The organism is Isoptericola aurantiacus (genome assembly GCF_044769875.1).
Lineage (GTDB): Bacteria > Actinomycetota > Actinomycetes > Actinomycetales > Cellulomonadaceae > Isoptericola > Isoptericola aurantiacus.
On the sequence record NZ_JBJBAE010000001.1, the window covers coordinates 507,987 to 523,664 of the forward strand.

13 protein-coding genes are annotated in these 15,678 nt (G+C 74.6%); 6 read left to right on the top strand and 7 right to left on the bottom strand.

Annotated features, from left to right (window positions below):
- Positions 1–20: 20 nt before the first annotated feature.
- Positions 21–2,582, bottom strand: coding sequence for a beta-d-glucosidase (locus ACIQLL_RS02225; RefSeq protein WP_402462649.1), 2,562 nt, complete (start codon positions 2,580–2,582; stop codon positions 21–23).
- Between the two features lie 97 nt (positions 2,583–2,679).
- Between ACIQLL_RS02225 and ACIQLL_RS02230 the strand changes: the two genes are divergently transcribed.
- Complete coding sequence (locus ACIQLL_RS02230) at positions 2,680–3,324, top strand: TetR/AcrR family transcriptional regulator (protein WP_402462652.1); 645 nt, start codon at positions 2,680–2,682, stop codon at positions 3,322–3,324.
- 11 nt (positions 3,325–3,335) lie between these two features.
- Positions 3,336–4,361, top strand: coding sequence for a serine hydrolase domain-containing protein (locus ACIQLL_RS02235; protein ID WP_402462655.1), 1,026 nt, complete (start codon positions 3,336–3,338; stop codon positions 4,359–4,361).
- Between the two features lie 70 nt (positions 4,362–4,431).
- On the opposite strand, the gene ACIQLL_RS02240 is transcribed toward ACIQLL_RS02235, so the two are convergent.
- Positions 4,432–5,418, bottom strand: a complete 987-nt coding sequence (locus ACIQLL_RS02240) for a S66 family peptidase (RefSeq protein ID WP_402462657.1) — start codon at positions 5,416–5,418, stop codon at positions 4,432–4,434.
- Between the two features lie 136 nt (positions 5,419–5,554).
- On the opposite strand from ACIQLL_RS02240, the gene ACIQLL_RS02245 reads away from it, so the two are divergent.
- Entirely contained in the window at positions 5,555–6,988 is a 1,434-nt protein-coding gene (locus ACIQLL_RS02245) for a TrkH family potassium uptake protein (protein WP_402462659.1), read from the top strand.
- A 43-nt stretch (positions 6,989–7,031) separates the two neighbouring features.
- Here the strand turns inward: ACIQLL_RS02245 and ACIQLL_RS02250 are convergent, their stop codons facing one another.
- Positions 7,032–7,865: a CAP domain-containing protein gene (locus tag ACIQLL_RS02250; protein WP_402462662.1), complete on the bottom strand. Its 834-nt coding sequence runs from the start codon at positions 7,863–7,865 to the stop codon at positions 7,032–7,034.
- A 51-nt stretch (positions 7,866–7,916) separates the two neighbouring features.
- On the bottom strand, positions 7,917–8,900 hold the full coding sequence (locus ACIQLL_RS02255; protein WP_402462665.1) for a LysR family transcriptional regulator: 984 nt from the start codon (positions 8,898–8,900) through the stop codon (positions 7,917–7,919).
- A gap of 140 nt (positions 8,901–9,040) precedes the next feature.
- Between ACIQLL_RS02255 and ACIQLL_RS02260 the strand changes: the two genes are divergently transcribed.
- On the top strand, positions 9,041–9,802 hold the full coding sequence (locus ACIQLL_RS02260; RefSeq protein WP_402462668.1) for an alpha/beta hydrolase family protein: 762 nt from the start codon (positions 9,041–9,043) through the stop codon (positions 9,800–9,802).
- Positions 9,803–9,830: 28 nt separating this feature from the next.
- On the opposite strand, the gene ACIQLL_RS02265 is transcribed toward ACIQLL_RS02260, so the two are convergent.
- The 3 genes from ACIQLL_RS02265 to ACIQLL_RS02275 all read right to left on the bottom strand — a co-directional run bounded on the left by ACIQLL_RS02265 (position 9,831) and on the right by ACIQLL_RS02275 (position 13,097).
- Positions 9,831–11,423, bottom strand: a complete 1,593-nt coding sequence (locus tag ACIQLL_RS02265; protein WP_402462671.1) for a DUF7059 domain-containing protein — start codon at positions 11,421–11,423, stop codon at positions 9,831–9,833.
- Positions 11,411–11,941 (bottom strand): hypothetical protein, encoded by a 531-nt coding sequence (locus ACIQLL_RS02270; protein WP_402462673.1) that lies wholly within the window; start codon positions 11,939–11,941, stop codon positions 11,411–11,413. The genes ACIQLL_RS02265 and ACIQLL_RS02270 overlap by 13 nt, the downstream gene beginning before the upstream one ends.
- A gap of 85 nt (positions 11,942–12,026) precedes the next feature.
- Complete coding sequence (locus ACIQLL_RS02275) at positions 12,027–13,097, bottom strand: hypothetical protein (RefSeq protein WP_402462676.1); 1,071 nt, start codon at positions 13,095–13,097, stop codon at positions 12,027–12,029.
- 103 nt (positions 13,098–13,200) lie between these two features.
- On the opposite strand from ACIQLL_RS02275, the gene ACIQLL_RS02280 reads away from it, so the two are divergent.
- Both ACIQLL_RS02280 and ACIQLL_RS02285 read left to right on the top strand, forming a co-directional pair.
- Entirely contained in the window at positions 13,201–13,734 is a 534-nt protein-coding gene (locus ACIQLL_RS02280; protein ID WP_402464604.1) for a DinB family protein, read from the top strand.
- A 268-nt stretch (positions 13,735–14,002) separates the two neighbouring features.
- Positions 14,003–15,628, top strand: a complete 1,626-nt coding sequence (locus tag ACIQLL_RS02285; RefSeq protein ID WP_402462678.1) for an endo-1,4-beta-xylanase — start codon at positions 14,003–14,005, stop codon at positions 15,626–15,628.
- Positions 15,629–15,678: the final 50 nt, after the last annotated feature.

Here is a 15,678-nt window from a genome sequence, read left to right on the forward strand (position 1 = left end):
CCGGCCGGGGCCGGCGGGTGTCATGCGGGGATCACGAGCTCGACACCTCCCCGCAGGTCGCTCACCGACCGTCCGGCGCGCAGCCGGTACGTGCCGGGCGGCGTCGTCCAGCCCTGCGCGGCGGCGTCCCACACCTGCAGGGCGCGTCGCGGCACGACGACGTCGGCGGTCGCGGTCGCTCCGGGCTCGGCGTCGACGACGGCGAAGCCGCCGAGCCAGCGCACCGGCCGGGAGGGGTCCTGGGCGAGCGCGTCCGCGTCGGGCTCGACGTAGACCTGCACCACCTCGCGGCCGGTCCGGCGGCCGGTGTTGCGCACGCTCACTCGCACGCGCAGGTCCTCGGCGGGCCCACCGCCGTCGGGCGCGGTGCCCGACGCGGCGAGCGTGACGTCCTCGTAGTCCCAGGTGGTCCAGCCCAGCCCGTGGCCGAAAGGGGCGGCCGGCGCCGGCTCGCCGGACCGCCGCAGCCATCCGCGGTAGCCGACGTCCAGTCCTTCGGCGTAGTCGACGACGCCGCCGACGGGGACGGCGTGCGGCACCGGCACGTCCGCGGCGCGGGCGGGCAACGTCCACGGGAGGCGGCCGGAGGGCTCGGTGGCACCGGTGAGGATGTCCGCGAGCGCGTGACCGGTCTCCTGGCCGGCGAGCCAGCCCCACACCACGGTGGGGACGTCGTCGAGCCACGGCAGCAGCACGGGTGCGCCGGCGTTGACGACGACGACGGTGCGCGGGTTGGCGGCGACGACGCGCCGCACGAGCTCGTCCTGGTTGCCGGGCAGGTGCAGGTCGGAGCGGTCGAAGCCCTCGGACTCCACCTCGTGGGTGGTGCCGACCACGACGACCGCGACGTCGGCGGCGCGCGCGGCGTCCTCGGCGGCGGCGAGCTCGGCCTCGGGTGCCGCACCGGGACGGCGGTGCACGAGCTCGGCGCGCACGAACCGGTCGTAGCCGACGGGGTGGACGACCTGGAGCTCGGCGACGAGGCGTGCCGTCGCGCCGTCGACCGGGCGGGTGGCGGCGACGGGGTGGTTGTGGGTCGAGGCGAGGATGACGTCCTCGGTGGCGACGACGTCCCCGGTGGAGACGAGCTCGCCGTCGACGCGGACCCGGTGCACCCCGACGGTGCCGACACCGAGCTCGTGCGTGCCCGGCTCGGGGGTGTCGACGTCGACGCTGATGCGCAGCGTGGCGTCCTGGGCGCCGACCTCGTGGTACCAGCCGTCCCAGGTGGTCGCCGTCATGGTGCGCAGCACCGTTCCGCCGGCGTCGAGGACCTCGACGTGCAGGCCGGGCGCCCCCGTGAGCGGGTCGGTGCAGCGGGACAGGTCCAGCGCGGGCGGGTTGCGCCGGGCCCGCGACCCGGTGACGACGTCGACGGTGGAGCCGGCGGGCAAGGCCTCGGCGAGCGCGTCGGCCGGGTACGACAGGCTGTCCGGCAGCACGAACGACGATCCGCCGCCCTGGAAGAAGGGGTCCACGGCCGAGGCTCCGAGGAGCGCCACCCGCACGGGCTCGCCGGTCTCGGTGCCGGGGAGCGGCAGCAGGTCGGCGGCGTCCTTGAGGACGACGGCGGAGCGCGCGGCCAGGTCGCGCAGCAGGGCGGCGCGGTCCTCGGCGGCGTCGAACGGTCCCGCGGCCGACGCCGTCCCCGTCGCCGCGGCCGACGGGTCGGCCGACTCCGTGGGGAGCTCCAGCCGGCCGACACGGTGCGCGAGGCGCAGGATGCGCCGGACCTTGTCGTCGAGCTCGGCCTCGGTCACCTCGCCTGCGGCGATCGCGGGGAGCAGGCCGTCGCCCCAGGCGCCGTCCGGGCCGGGCATCTGCAGGTCGAGGCCACCGCGGACGGCGGGCGCGACGGACTGCGTGGCGACCCAGTCGGACACGACGAGGCCGTCGAACCCCCATTCCTCCTTGAGCACCCCGGTCAGCAGGGGGCGGTGCTCGAGCGCCGGAGCCGCGGTCTCGCCGTCGTCGACGCCGCTGTAGGCGCCCATCACGCTCCAGGCGCCGGCCTCGACGAGGCGCTCGAACGGGGCGAGGTAGACCTCGCGCAGCGTGCGCGCGTCGACGCGGGCCAGGTAGCGGGTGCGGTCGGTCTCGGAGTCGTTGGCGACGTAGTGCTTGACGCACATCGCCACCCCGTCGCGCTGGGCGGCGGTCACCAGGGCGACGGCGAGCTCCGCCGTGAGGTGCGGGTCCTCGCTGTAGCACTCGAAGTGCCGGCCGCCCACGGGGGTGCGCTGCAGGTTGACCTGGGGCGCCAGGACCATGTGGACACCGTGCCGGCGGGCCTCCGCGGCGAACAGCTCCCCGACGCGCCGGGCGAGCCGGGTGTCCCAGGTGGCGCCGAGCGCGGAGGGCGCGGGCAGCATCGCCGAGGGGCCGCCGTCGTAGGGGTCCCGCACTCCGACCGGACCGTCGGACATCACGACGCGACCGAGCCCGATCCGGGGCACCGCCCGCGTGGCCCACATGTCGCCACCCACCACGAGGGCGGCCTTCTCGTCGAGCGTGAGGGATGCGACGAGCCCGTCGAGCGTGGACTCGACGGCGGTGTCGCGGGGGGCGGTCTGCGTTGACACGCGGTGTCTCCTGTCTGGCGCGGCTGTGCGTCGGCTCACAGTGAACCACACTTACTGACATGTCAGTAAGTGCGGCAGATCACAGTATGGTGACAACATGACGAACGCCCCGCAGCCCCTCCGGGCCCGCCGAGTCTCCCGAGCCGAACGCCGGGAGGAGATCATCGCGGCCGCCGCCCGGGTGTTCGGATCCAAGGGCTACCGCGCCGGCTCGCTCACCGAGGTCGCCGAACAGGTCGGCATCACGCACGCCGGGGTCCTGCACCACTTCGGCAGCAAGGACAAGCTGCTGTGGGAGGTGCTGGAGTACCGCGACCGCGTCGACGTCGAGCACCTGGAGGGTCAGCACATCCCCGGCGGCGCCGACCTCTTCCGCCACCTGCTGCGGACCGCCCGGCTCAACGCCGACCGGCGCGGGATCGTGCAGGCCTACACCGTCATGACCGGCGAGTCCGTCACGGACGGGCACCCGGCGGCCGAGCGGGCCCGACGACGGTTCGAGGTCCTGCGCGGCGACATCACGGCGGCGATCCACGCCGTCGGCGCCGACCGCGGCGTGACCGTCACCGACACCGCCGCGAGCCTCGCCGCGAGCGCCATCATCGGCGTCATGGACGGCCTGCAGACCCAGTGGCTGCTCGAGCCCGAGGTGGTCGACCTGCCCGAGGCGACGACGTTCGCCATCGAGTCGATCCTGGCGACCGCGCTGGGCGGGGTGGAGCACCTTCCCTCCGGTGTGTGAGGGTCGGAGGCGTGAGCGACGTCGCCGCCCTCCTGGAGTCCACCGCCCTGCGAGCCACCCGCCGCCGCGTCGGTCTCGCCCTGGGCTACACCGCGCCGGACGGGCGGGTCACGACGTCCGCGGCCGGGCGCCTGCACCTGCCCGACGGCGCCACCCCGGACGCCGGCAGCCGGTTCGAGATCGGGTCGATCACCAAGACCTTCACCGCCCTGGCCCTGGCTCGCGCCGTGGTGGACGGTGACGTCACGCTCGACACCCCGGTCGGAGAGCTCGTCCCGGAGGTCGCCGGCCTGGGACGCGACGGGCACCCGGTCACGCTCGGCCACCTGGCCACCCACACCTCCGGGCTGCCGCGGGTGCACCTCTCCGCCCTGCGGGGCACCGTGGACGCGCTGCGCGGCATCGACCCGTACCGCGCCCACACCGAGGAGGTGTTCCTGGCCGCCGTCGCCGCAGGTCGCCTGCGACGCACCCCGGGCACCGGTCGGCCCGCCTACTCCAACAGCGGCTTCGGGCTGCTCGGCCTCGCCCTGGCCCGGAGGGCCGGCACGCCGTACGCCGGGCTGATCGGGTCGACGGTGACCGGACCGCTCGGCCTCACCGACACCGGCACCCGGGCCGAGGCGTCGCCGGAGCAGACGGCACGGACCGCCGTCGGGCACTTCCGGCGGCGCACCCCCGCGGCCGCGTGGAACCTCGACGCTCTCCCCGGTGCGGGTGCGCTGCTGTCGACCGTCACCAATCAGCTCACCTGGGCCCGCGCGCACCTGGACCCGCCCTCGGGCGAGCTCGGTGAGGCCGTGCGGCTCGCCCTCACCCCGCACGGCCGGCGCATCGGACTCGCCTGGCAGCTCACCTCGACGGCGACCGAGACGCCGGTCGGCACGGACCACGTCGTCTGGCACAGCGGCGGCACCGGCGGCTTCCGCACGATGCTCTGCCTGCGGCCCGACGTCGGGGACGCCCTGGTGCTGCTGAGCAACCACACCCGCAGCGTCGCGCTCCTCGGCTTCCGGCTGCTCGCCGCGATCCGCTGAGACGGTGGCGGTGGGCCCGGAACTAGGTCGGGCGGGTCGCGGACAGCAGTCGGCAAAGCGTCCGAGCACGTCAGACGAGCCGGGTCTCCAGGAGCGCGCCGGAGTCGTCGCAGGTGAGGTGCCCGAGCGCGCCGTTGACCAGGCTCATGTGCGGCGGGACGTGGCCGCAGTCGACGTCGGCGAGGATCGGCACACCGAGATGCCCGAGCGCGTCGAGCACCGCGGCGTCCTGGGTCAACGTGTCCGCGTCGGGCGCGGTGGTCCGGCCGACGAGGATCGCCGACGCCCCGTCGAAGAACCCGTTCAGCCGCATCCCGTGCAGGCTGCGACAGGTATCGAAGGCGTCGGCCTCGGCCGCCTCCACGTAGACGATCAGTGGCTCGTCCCCCCGGGGCCCCCGCAGGACGGACGTGTCCGCGTAGCGCGTGCCGGCCAGGTGGCACAGGGTCTCGAGGCATCCCCCGACGAGACGCCCCTTGACGTCGACGTCGCCCCCGCCGTCGAGCCGCCGCCAGGGTCCCTCGCCGTTCCAGACGTACCGGGTCGGGGTGGGGTCGTCCTCCCAGCGGTCCCAGGCCGCGACCCGATGCACACCGGCGGGTCGCTGGTGGAAATCACGAGGGGTGCGATCGCTCGCGGTCATGACCTCGAGCGGATGCACCAGGCCGCTCGCCTGCTCGTACGGGAGGTCCATGAGGTTCGGGCCGTGCACCGTCGCCCACCCCGACACCAGCGTCAGCGGGGTCAGCAGCGTGGAGATGTCCGAGAAGCCCACGACCCACGTCGGCTCGACCTCTCGCAAGGCGTCGAGGTCGAGGAGCGGGACCAGGTCGATCGCCGTCTCGCCGCCCCACGGCGGGACGACGGCCCGGACCTGCGGGTCGAGCAGCATGGCCATCAGCTCGTCCGCGCGCTCCCGCGCCGTGCCGCTGACGTGCGACGCCCCGTCCATGCACCGACCCACCTGGACGTCGAAGCCCCGGTCCGCGAGCCACGACACCACGAACCGCAGACGGCCCACCAGGGGCGCGGGGACGCCGCTCGAGGGTGCGTTCACACCGATCCGGTCTCCGGGCTGCAGAGGTCGTGGGTAGCGCATGCGCGCCAGGCTCCCACAGGCCGACGCCCGCGGTGCCCACCAGCACGGCGGGCCGGGAGGACCCGCACGCCCAGCAGTGCCAGACTGTGGACTCGTGCCTCTGCCGTCCCCACGCGACCGGGCGCGCCGCCTCCTGGCAGGTGGGCGCCGGGCCCCCAGCGCCAGCCCGCGCCGCCCCGCTCAGCTCGTCGCGCTCGGGTTCCTCGCGGCCATCGCCGCCGGGACCCTCCTGCTGCTGCTGCCCGTGGCGGCCACGGGCCGGCCCGCCTCGTTCGTCGAGGCGCTCTTCACGGCCGCGTCTGCCGCCTGCGTGACGGGCCTGGTCGTCGTCGACACCGCGACGTTCTGGTCCCCGTTCGGCCAGGGCGTCATCCTGGTGCTGATCCAGATCGGCGGGTTCGGCGTCATGACCGTCGCCTCCCTGCTGGGCCTGGTCCTCACGCGTCGGCTCGGGCTGCGTTCCCGGCTGGTCGCCGCCGAGTCCACGCACGCCGTCGGGCTGGGCGACGTGCGGCGGGTGATGCTCGGCGCCCTGACGTTCACGCTCGTGGCCGAGACGGTCCTCGCCGTCGTGCTGGCCACCCGGTTCCTGGTCACCTACGGCACCGGCCTGCGCGACGCCGTGTGGTCCGGCGTCTTCCACTCGCTGTCCGCGTTCAACAACGCCGGGTTCTCCCTGTACAGCGACTCGTTGATGCAGTTCGTGGGAGACCCCTGGATCTGCCTGCCGATCTGCGCGGCGGTGGTCCTCGGCGGCATCGGCTTCCCGGTGCTGCTCGAGCTGGTGCGCCTGGCCCGTCGCGAGCGGGTCTCCGGCCAGCGCCACCCCCTGCTCGTCCTGCGGCGGTGGAGCGTGCACGCCCGGCTGACCGTCGTCACGACGGCGGTGCTGCTCGTGGTCGGCACCGTCGTCTTCCTCACCGTGGAGTGGGCGAACCCCCGGACCTTCGGGCCGTTGGACGTCCCCGAGAAGGCCCTGGCGGCGTTCACCCAGTCCGTCATGCCCCGCACCGCAGGGTTCAACTCCGTCGACACGTCGGCTCTCAACCACGGCAGCTGGTTCTTCACCGACATCCTCATGTTCATCGGGGGCGGCACGGCCGGGACCGCCGGCGGCGTCAAGGTGGGCACCTTCGCCCTGCTCGCCTTCATCATCTGGGCCGAGCTGCGCGGCGACGCCGACGTCACCGTGTTCGACCGCCGGGTGCGCAGCGCCACGCTGCGCAGCGCGCTGACCGTCGCCCTGCTGGCCCTCGCGCTCGTGGTGCTGGCGACGTTCGCCATCGCTGTCTCGACCTCCCCGGAACGCCTCCCGCTCGATCGCGTCCTGTTCGAGGTGGTCTCGGCGTTCACCACGACCGGTCTGTCGACGGGGATCACCGCCCAGCTCGACTCCTGGCACCAGTGCCTGCTCGCGGCGCTGATGTTCCTGGGCCGCCTGGGCCCGATCACGCTGGCCACCGGCCTGGCCCTGCGCAACCGTCAGCGGGTCTACCGGCGGCCGGAGTCCGCCGTCCTCATCGGCTGAGGCCCGACGGCGCGCGGTCGCGGCGCCCGTCGGACGGCGCCGGTCACCGTCCGAAGACCTGCGTCCACCAGGGCCCGCCGGCACCGTGCACGACGCCGAGGCCGTGCCGGGTGGAGCTGCACGACAGGATGTTGGCCCGGTGCCCCGGGCTGTCCATCCAGGCCCGGACCACCCCCTCGGCGTCCGCCTGCCCGCGCGCGATGTTCTCGGCGGCCAGACCGTCCACGCCGGCGGCCTCCGCACGGTCCCACGGCGTCGCGCCGTCGGGGTCGGTGTGGTCGAAGTACCCCCGCTCGGCCATGTCGGCGGAGTGGCCCTGTGCCAGGGCGTCCAGGGAGGGATCCGCGACCAGCGCGGGGCAGCCGGCCGCGGCGCGCTCGGCGTTCACCAGCTCCAGGACCCGCGCGGCGGCGGTCCCGGCGGCATCGGCAGCACCCGGGTCGCCGACGTCGCCCGTGGGCGTGTCCGCGCCGGACGCCGAGGTCCCGTCGCCGTCACCCGCACCGCCACCGGTCCGCCCGGCCGCGCCCGTCGATCCGGCCTCGGGTGCCGGCTCGACGGCGCCCGCGCGGGCTTCGTCGTCCACGGAGCGTTCGCCCTCGACGACGATTTCGCCGCGGGTGTCGGCGTCGTCCGCGCCCGGGCTGTCGCCGTCCGGGGCCGCCGAGTCGTCGGTGTCGGTCCACGCCACGGCGATCTCGTCGGCGGGAGCCGCCGCCGCGGCACCCGCACGGTCCGGCGGTTCGGCCGGGGTGATCCGCAGCGCCCCGGGCGCGACCAGGACGACCAGGACCACCAGGGCCAGCCCCGCCCCGAACACGCCGAGGAGCACGCCGACCTGGCGCAGCCCCGCGGTCACCTCCCGACGATCCGTCACCCGCGGCACGCTACCGAGACGCGCCGCGACGCGCCCGGGGACACCGACGGATCAGGACGCGGCGCCCGTGGCACGGTCGACGACGGCGGGGTCCACCCCGGCGGCCAGGTACCGCTCGTAGGCTGGCGTGCGGTGCACCGCCTCCGCGTGCGCGTCCAGGGCGGCGCGCCGCACGGCGTCGACGTCGAGGCGGTCGACGGCGTCGCGCCGCCACCCGACGTACTGGGTCCACGACAGCGGCTCACCCTCCAGCGCGACGGGCCGGACGCCGGGCGCGTCCAGCAGCAGCGGCTGGACCAGTCCGACGGCGTGGCCGCCCCGGACCTGCTCGATGGCCGCGGCCCGCTCGGTCTCGCTGACCTCGCGGGGGGTGAACCCCGACCGGACGCAGGCGGCGACGAAGCATCGCTCGAAGCAGCCCTCGCCCGGCGCCGACAACCAGTACTCGTGGGCGAGCTCGCCGAGCGGGACGACGTCGTGGTCGGCGAGCCAGTGGTCGTCGGCGAGGAGCACGAACACGGGGTCGGTGAACAGGCGGCTCCACACGACGTCGCCGTCGGTGGGCAGCACCTCGTTCTCGCAGGCCCCGACCAGGGCCAGGTCGAGCGCACCGCTGGCCAGCCGCCGGGCCGCCTCGTCCGCCGACCACGCGGTGAACGAGGTCAGGGCCACCCCGGGCAGGTCGGCCCGCAACCGATTGAGGAAGATCCCGCCCAGCACGGTCGCCACCGTCCCCACCCGCAGCGAGGTCACGGCGTCGTCCCTGCCGGCGACGTGCCGCCGGACGTCCTCGGCGAACGCGTCCATCGCCGGGAGCAGGACGCGGGCGTGCCGCAGGACCAGGTCCCCCAGCGGGGTGGGCCGCGCGCCGCGGCGGTCCCGGACGAAGACCGAGCCCCCGAGCGCGGCGTCGATCCGGTTGAGCTGAGCGGTGAGCGCGGGCTGGGCCATGCCCAGCGCCGAGGCGGCGCGGGTGACGCTGCCGTGCTCGGCGACGGCCGTCACGAGCCGCAGGTGCCGCAGGTCGATCTCCATATCGAGATGGTATCGCCGTCATCACCTCGGGAGGATGGGTTGCAGCATCCGGGCCGACGCCGTCCGGGTGACGGACCGACCTGCGCGCGAAACACTGCACCTGGGACCAATGGTGCCTCAGGACGGCGAGAGGAGCCACCATGACCGAGCGTGTGACGTTCACCGGCAGCACCGGCCCGCGGCTGGCCGGGATCATCGACGAGCCCGTCGGCGAGGTGCGCGGCTGGGGCGTGTTCGTGCACGGGTTCACGCTGGGCAAGGACTCCCCCGCCGCGGCGCGGATCTGCAAGCAGCTCGCCGCCGAGGGCGTGGGGATGCTGCGGTACGACAACCTGGGCCTCGGCGACTCCGAGGGCGACTGGGGCGACGGGTCGTTCACCGTCAAGGTCGCCGACACCGTCCTGGCGGCCGAGCTGATGGCCGAGCGCGGCACCCCCGTCGACCTGGTGGCCGGTCATTCCTGGGGCGGGGCCGCCGCCATCGCCGCGGCGCCCGGGATCGCCACCGCTCGGGCCGTCGCGACCGTGTGCGCACCCTTCGACCCGAGCCACGCCGAGCACCACTACGACGACCTGGTCGACCAGGTCCTGCAGGAGGGCAACGCCGTGTGGCAGGTGGGAGGCAAGCGGCTCAACCTCAAGCGCGGGATGGTCGAGGACGTGCGTGCCGCGGACCTGGAGCACCGGATCTCCGAGCTCGGCAAGCCGTTGCTGGTCATGCACTCCCCGACCGACAACACCGTGGGGATCGACAACGCCAGCGCGATCTTCCGGGCGGCACGGCACCCGCGCAGCTTCGTGTCCCTGGAGGGCTCCGACCACCTGCTGACACGTCCGGGTCAGGCGCAGCGGGCCGGGCGGATCATCAGCGCGTGGGCGGACCAGTACCTCACGCAGGACTGACGCGCCGGACGACGGCGGCCGCGTGCGCTCAGGACGCGGGGGCGAGGAACCCGTCGCGGACCAGCCCGCGCACCGCGGGCAGCAGCTCAGCCGCGAGGTCCTCGGCGGGCACGGCCAGCAACGCCCCGAGCGCGCCGACGATCTGGCCGGCCGTGAGCTCGCCGTCGCAGGCCCCGACGAACGCCGCCAGCCCGGTCGACGCCTGGATCCCGCGACCGAGGCCGTCGCCCTGCCGCACGATCACCACGTTCGGGTCCGCGGCGCCGGGCGTGAGGTAGCGCTCCTCGGTGACGTCGGCGGCCGCGACGAGGCGTTCGGCGGCCAGCGCGCCGTCCGTGCGCGCAGCCAGCCAGTCGTGCGCGGCCAGCGACGCCGCCAGGTGCGTCCCCAGCGGCTGGCGCAGCGACCCGTGGTGCTCCTCGAGGCGCCGCAGGGTCGCCGAACCCGTGACCGGCCGGCGCAGCGTGACGATGCCGAAGCCGATCGCCTCGACGTCGCGCGAGGCGAAGTCGTCGAGCCAGGCACCGTAGGCGGACCCCCACGCCTCGGGTTCCCGCTCGGCGGTGGTACCGCCGTCGCGGATCCAGGTCTCGGCGTACTCGGCCGGGTCGAGCAGCTCCCGCTCGATCACCCAGCCGTCCAGGCCGGAGGCGTCCAGCCAGGCCCCGACCCTCTCGGTCCACGCCTCGCCGCGCCGGTGCTCCCAGTTGCCCAGGAGCTGCGCGACACCGCCGGGTGCCAGCACCGCCCCGACGCCGGTGATCAGGTCGCGCACGAGGTCGTCGCCGGCACGGCCCCCGTCGCGGTACTCGAACGCGCCGAGCGCCTCGGTCACGGCCGCCCCTGGCGCACCGGTGCGCGGCGTGATGACGAACGGCGGGTTCGAGACCACGAGGTCGAACCGGTCGTCGGACACCGGCTCGAGCAGGGAGCCGTACCGGAGGTCGACGTCCGCGTCCGGGGCGTTGAGCGCCGCGTTGAAGCGGGCGAACTCCAGCGCCCGGCGCGACACGTCGGTGCCGACGACGGCGTCGGCGTGCCGCGCGGCGTGCAGCGCCTGGATGCCGCAGCCGGTGCCGAGGTCCAGGACCCGGCCCACCTGCGGCCGCACGGTGATCTGCGCCAGAGTCGTGGAGGCGCCCCCGGCGCCGAGGACGTGGTCGTTCGCCAGGCGGCGTCCGGTCGCGACCTCCCCCAGGTCGCTGGCCACCCACCACTCGACGGGGCCGCCCGCGTCCGTCGCGGCGTAGGGGCGCAGGTCGACGACGGCACGCACCTCGTCGCCGTCGTCGGCGCCGGCGGCGTCCACCAGCCCGAGGGCGGAGGCGCCGGCCGTGCCGATCCCGGGGAGCGCGGCGTCGAGAGCGCCACGCGACACCGTGTCGCCCAGCAGGAAGAGCCCCGTCAGGGTCGCTCGCGCGTCGTGCCCGTGGGCCGCGACGGCGCGACGGACGGGCACGGTCTGCTCACGCAGCAGCGCGGCCGAGGCGACGTCGCCCAGCAGGTCGGACACGCCGTCGACGGTGTACCCCGCGGCCGACAGGGCCGACCGCAGCGCGGCCGCCCGACCCGCGGGCGCCGCGGGCGGCGGCTGCGGGGCCGAGGATCTCAGCCGCGGCATCCGGACTCGACGTACTCGGTGATCTGGGCGTGCGCCGTCGCCGCCTGCACCGTGTCCGCCTCGGAGAAGGTCAGCGTCATCACGGAGGCGACCTCGTCGGCGTCGTCGCTGTCGACGTCGGCGAGCGCCCCGACCGCCGCGTCCAGGTAGTCGCCCATCTCGGTCCAGCCGTCGACGTCCTCGGGGGCATCGACCGACGTGAACGCTCGCTGCGCCTCCCGGAACCCGGTGACCAGCACCCGGGGGTGGGTCTCGTCGATCGCGGCGAGAGACCGGTTCGTCTCGGCCCACGCCTCCTGCAGCTCGAGGCACGTCTTGCTGATCTGCGGCGACGGGGCGGGACCGTCGCCGTCGCCGTCGCTCATCACGAGCCCGGAGTCGATGGAGATCGCCGGCTGCGGTTCGGTGGCGGCCTCGGTGGTCCCCTCGTCCGCGCTGCACGCGCCGACCGCTGCCGCGCCGACGGCCAGCGCCACGGCGGTGGCGGCTCGGCGGACGCGCAGACGGGTGCTCGGCATCCCACCATGGTGACCCACGTCCGGCGCGGTCGGGAAATCGAGCCGTGCGGGCGTGGCCGATCTCACGGGCGGACCTGCGGACCGGTCAGGGCCGGCAGTCCTCGGCCAGATAGTGCGTGACCTGCTCGGACGCGGTGGTCATCGCGGCGGTGTCCATCCTTGCCAGAGCCGTCGCGATCGCGGACTCGACCTCCCCCTTGCCGGCACCCTCGGCGGCGTCCGCGGCGGCCGTCACGTAGGTCGCCACGGTGTCCCACTCGGCGGCGACGGCGTCCGGCGGCTCGACGGCGGTCAGTGCGGCGCGCGCGGTGGTGAAGCCGGTCCTGAGGGTGGCCGGGGACTCGACGTCCATCTCGACCTGGGCCGCCGCGGCCCGGGACCAGGCGACCTGCGCGGCGGCGCAGGACTCGGGGGAGGCGGTGGCGACCGCCGTGGCGCTCGACGCGTCCGCGCCGGCCCGGGACCCGAGGGTGTCGACGGCCGCACCGGCACCGACGCCCACGACCAGCGCGACGGCTGCCGCGCCGAGCAGGGTGGTGCGGCGGGCCCAGATCCCGGGGGCCGGGCGCCGGGCGATGCCGACGGCGGTGGAACCCGCGGCGAGGCCGGCGGCCCGCAGGTCCGCGGCGCGGGAGGCCATGGCCCGCGGGGTCGAGGCGCGCGGGGCCGAGGCACCGCGGCGCGTGCGGCGGGAACTGCGCTGGAGGGTCCCGGGCGCCGTGGCCCCGGGCGCCGGGGGCACGGGGGACGAGCCGTCGGGTGGGGAGGGCTCGGAGGTACCGGGCTCGGAGGTACCGGGCTGCGGGGCCTCACCGCTCCCGCGCGCCCGCCGGCGCCCCGCACCGGGCCGACGCAGCCCCCGGCCCTTCGTCCTGCGGGTCGCGCGGTCCTTGTCGCGGAAGGTCCCGGGAACGTCGACGCTCCCGTCGATGACGGCGTCCAGCGCCGGGACCTCGGTGCCCACCGCGGGTGGCGCCCAGGGTGCCGCTCCGGCCGTCGCGCCCCATCCCGCAGCGGGGGGAAAACCGTCCGCGGCGTGCGGGTCGGGGCCGGCGCCGTCGTCGGGGGCGTCCCAGGGAAAGCCGTGCCGACCGACCGGACCGCCCGCACCGGCGTCGGGGGGCGACGCGTCGGGACGCGCTGCGGTCGGCCTCATGGGCGAGAAGGGTACCCGGACCAGGTCCGGAAGTGTCCAGATCGTTGCCTTCCTGACCTTGACCTGAGCCGTGATTGACCGCCACATTGTGCACGTGAGCTCGATGACGGCAGGCATGTGGGTAGCGCCCGAGAAGGACCCCCGGACGACCGGAGCAGACCCGGTCGGTGAGAAGGAGACCCTCTGGGAGTACCTGTGCCGCTACCGCATGACGCTCGTCATGAAGTGCGAGGGGCTCGACGCCGAGCAGCTCGCGCGCCGCAGCGTGCCGCCGTCGACGCTGTCCCTGCTGGGCCTGGTCCGGCACCTCGCGAACTCCGAGCACCACTGGTTCGCGCGCGTGCTCGGCGGCTCGTCGGACCTCGGCCCGTTCGAGCGCCCGGGCGTGGACGACCTCGACTTCGAGGACGCCGTCGGCACCGACGACTGCGTCGCCGAGGCGTGGCGCTCCTGGCACGCCGCCGTGGACACCGCCGACGAGATCATGGCGGACGAGCACCTGGACCGAGAGGTGCCGTTCGAGGACGGCACCGTCGAGGTGCGCGACGTCGTCATCCACCTGGTCGAGGAGTACGCCCGGCACATGGGGCACGCCGACCTGCTGCGCGAGTGCCTCGACGGGCGCACCGGCCTCTGATCCGGTAGCGGGCGGGGCCGGCGGTCGCCGCTCCGACCCCGGGCTCCACCCGCGCCGGCCCGTCCCGGAACGTCCCCGCATCGACCGCGAGGCTCTGCGTTCGGGCAGGTCAGCGGATCGGCAGCAGGCGAGGCGGACCGCACACCCTCGGGACGCCGATCCTTCGAAAACGATTGCTACCGCCGCCCATCGCCGCTAGGGTCTCCGTTGAAAACCTTTTCGAAACGACGGACCAACGGCGGTCCGTCGGGGAGGAGCAGGATCAACGATGACCCGAGCACGACTCTCGAGAAGCAGGACCGCACGGAGCACCGCCGCCCTGACCGCCCTCGCTGCCCTGGCGATGACCGCCGGCATCGGCACCGGCCCGGCCCAGGCGGCCGGCTCCACCCTGCAGGACGCCGCGGCCGAGTCCGGCCGCTACTTCGGCACCGCGATCGCGGGCTACAAGCTCTCCGACTCGCAGTACACGACCATCGCGAACCGCGAGTTCGACATGATCACGGCCGAGAACGAGATGAAGCTCGACGCCCTCGAGCCCCAGCAGAACCAGTTCAACTACAGCGGCGGCGACCAGATCGTGAACTGGGCGATCAGCAACGGCAAGCAGGTCAGAGGGCACACGCTGGCGTGGCACTCCCAGCAGCCGGGCTGGATGCAGAACATGGAGGGCTCCCAGCTTCGCCAGGCGATGCTGAACCACGTCACCCAGGTGGCGACGCACTACCGCGGCAAGATCCACACGTGGGACGTGGTCAACGAGGCGTTCGCCGACGGCAGCTCCGGTGCCCGGCGCAACTCCAACCTGCAGCGCACCGGCAACGACTGGATCGAGGCGGCGTTCCGCGCCGCCCGGGCCGCCGACCCGAACGCCCAGCTCTGCTACAACGACTACAACACCGACAACTGGAGCCACGCCAAGACGCGCGCTGTGTACAACATGGTCGCCGACTTCAAGGCCCGCGGCGTGCCCATCGACTGCGTCGGGTTCCAGGCCCACTTCAACTCGGGCAACCCGGTGCCGAGCAACTACCACGAGACCCTGCAGCACTTCGCCGACCTCGGCGTGGACGTGCAGATCACCGAGCTCGACATCGCCGGCTCGGGCACCTCGCAGGCCGACCAGTTCCGCGGCGTGGTCCAGGCCTGCATGGCCGTCGCGCGGTGCCAGGGCATCTCCGTGTGGGGCGTGCGGGACAGCGACTCCTGGCGCGCGTCCGACACGCCGCTGCTGTTCGACGGCAACGGCACCAAGAAGGCCGCCTACTCCGCCGTGCTCGACCAGCTCAACAGCGGCGGCGGCAACGACAACGGCGGCGGGGACGACGGCGGCACCACGGACCCGGGCGACGGCACCTGCTCGGTGGCGGTGACCACAACCGATTCCTGGGGCGACCGGTTCAACACGACGTTCACCGTCAGCGGCGCCGACGACTGGGTCGTGACCATCGCCACCGGCTCCGGCCAGTCGGTGCAGAACTCCTGGAACGCCGACGTCTCCGGCACCTCCGGGACCCTCACGGCCACCCCGAACGGCAACGGCAACAGCTTCGGGATCACGCTGTACTCCCACGGCAACACCGCCACCCCCACGGCCACGTGCTCGTCGTCGTCCGGGGGCGGCACGACCGGCGCCTGCTCGGTCACGGTGACGCGGGGCGAGCAGTGGGGCGACCGGTTCAACGTCACGCTCTCGGTGTCCGGCAGCTCGAGCTGGCGGGTCCGGATCGGCCTGAACGGCTCCCAGAGCCTGCAGAACTCGTGGAACGCCTCGGTCTCGGGGACCACGGGCACGCTGACGGCCACGCCGAACGGGAACGGCAGCTCCTTCGGGATCACCCTGTACTCGAACGGCTCGACCGCGCTGCCGACCGCGAGCTGCACGAGCGCCTGACCCCCGCCCCCCGCTGTGGGTGCACGACACGCCGCTACGTGCCGAACGAG

Excerpts from the sequence above, each read along its gene's own strand:
- ACIQLL_RS02275 (WP_402462676.1), bottom strand. The coding sequence starts at position 13,097 with ATGAGGCCGACCGCAGCGCGTCCCGACGCGTCGCCCCCCGACGCCGGT.
- ACIQLL_RS02260 (WP_402462668.1), top strand. The coding sequence starts at position 9,041 with ATGACCGAGCGTGTGACGTTCACCGGCAGCACCGGCCCGCGGCTGGCC.
- ACIQLL_RS02285 (WP_402462678.1), top strand. The coding sequence starts at position 14,003 with ATGACCCGAGCACGACTCTCGAGAAGCAGGACCGCACGGAGCACCGCC.
- ACIQLL_RS02255 (WP_402462665.1), bottom strand. The coding sequence starts at position 8,900 with ATGGAGATCGACCTGCGGCACCTGCGGCTCGTGACGGCCGTCGCCGAG.
- ACIQLL_RS02230 (WP_402462652.1), top strand. The coding sequence starts at position 2,680 with ATGACGAACGCCCCGCAGCCCCTCCGGGCCCGCCGAGTCTCCCGAGCC.
- ACIQLL_RS02270 (WP_402462673.1), bottom strand. The coding sequence starts at position 11,941 with ATGCCGAGCACCCGTCTGCGCGTCCGCCGAGCCGCCACCGCCGTGGCG.
- ACIQLL_RS02265 (WP_402462671.1), bottom strand. The coding sequence starts at position 11,423 with ATGCCGCGGCTGAGATCCTCGGCCCCGCAGCCGCCGCCCGCGGCGCCC.
- ACIQLL_RS02280 (WP_402464604.1), top strand. The coding sequence starts at position 13,201 with ATGACGGCAGGCATGTGGGTAGCGCCCGAGAAGGACCCCCGGACGACC.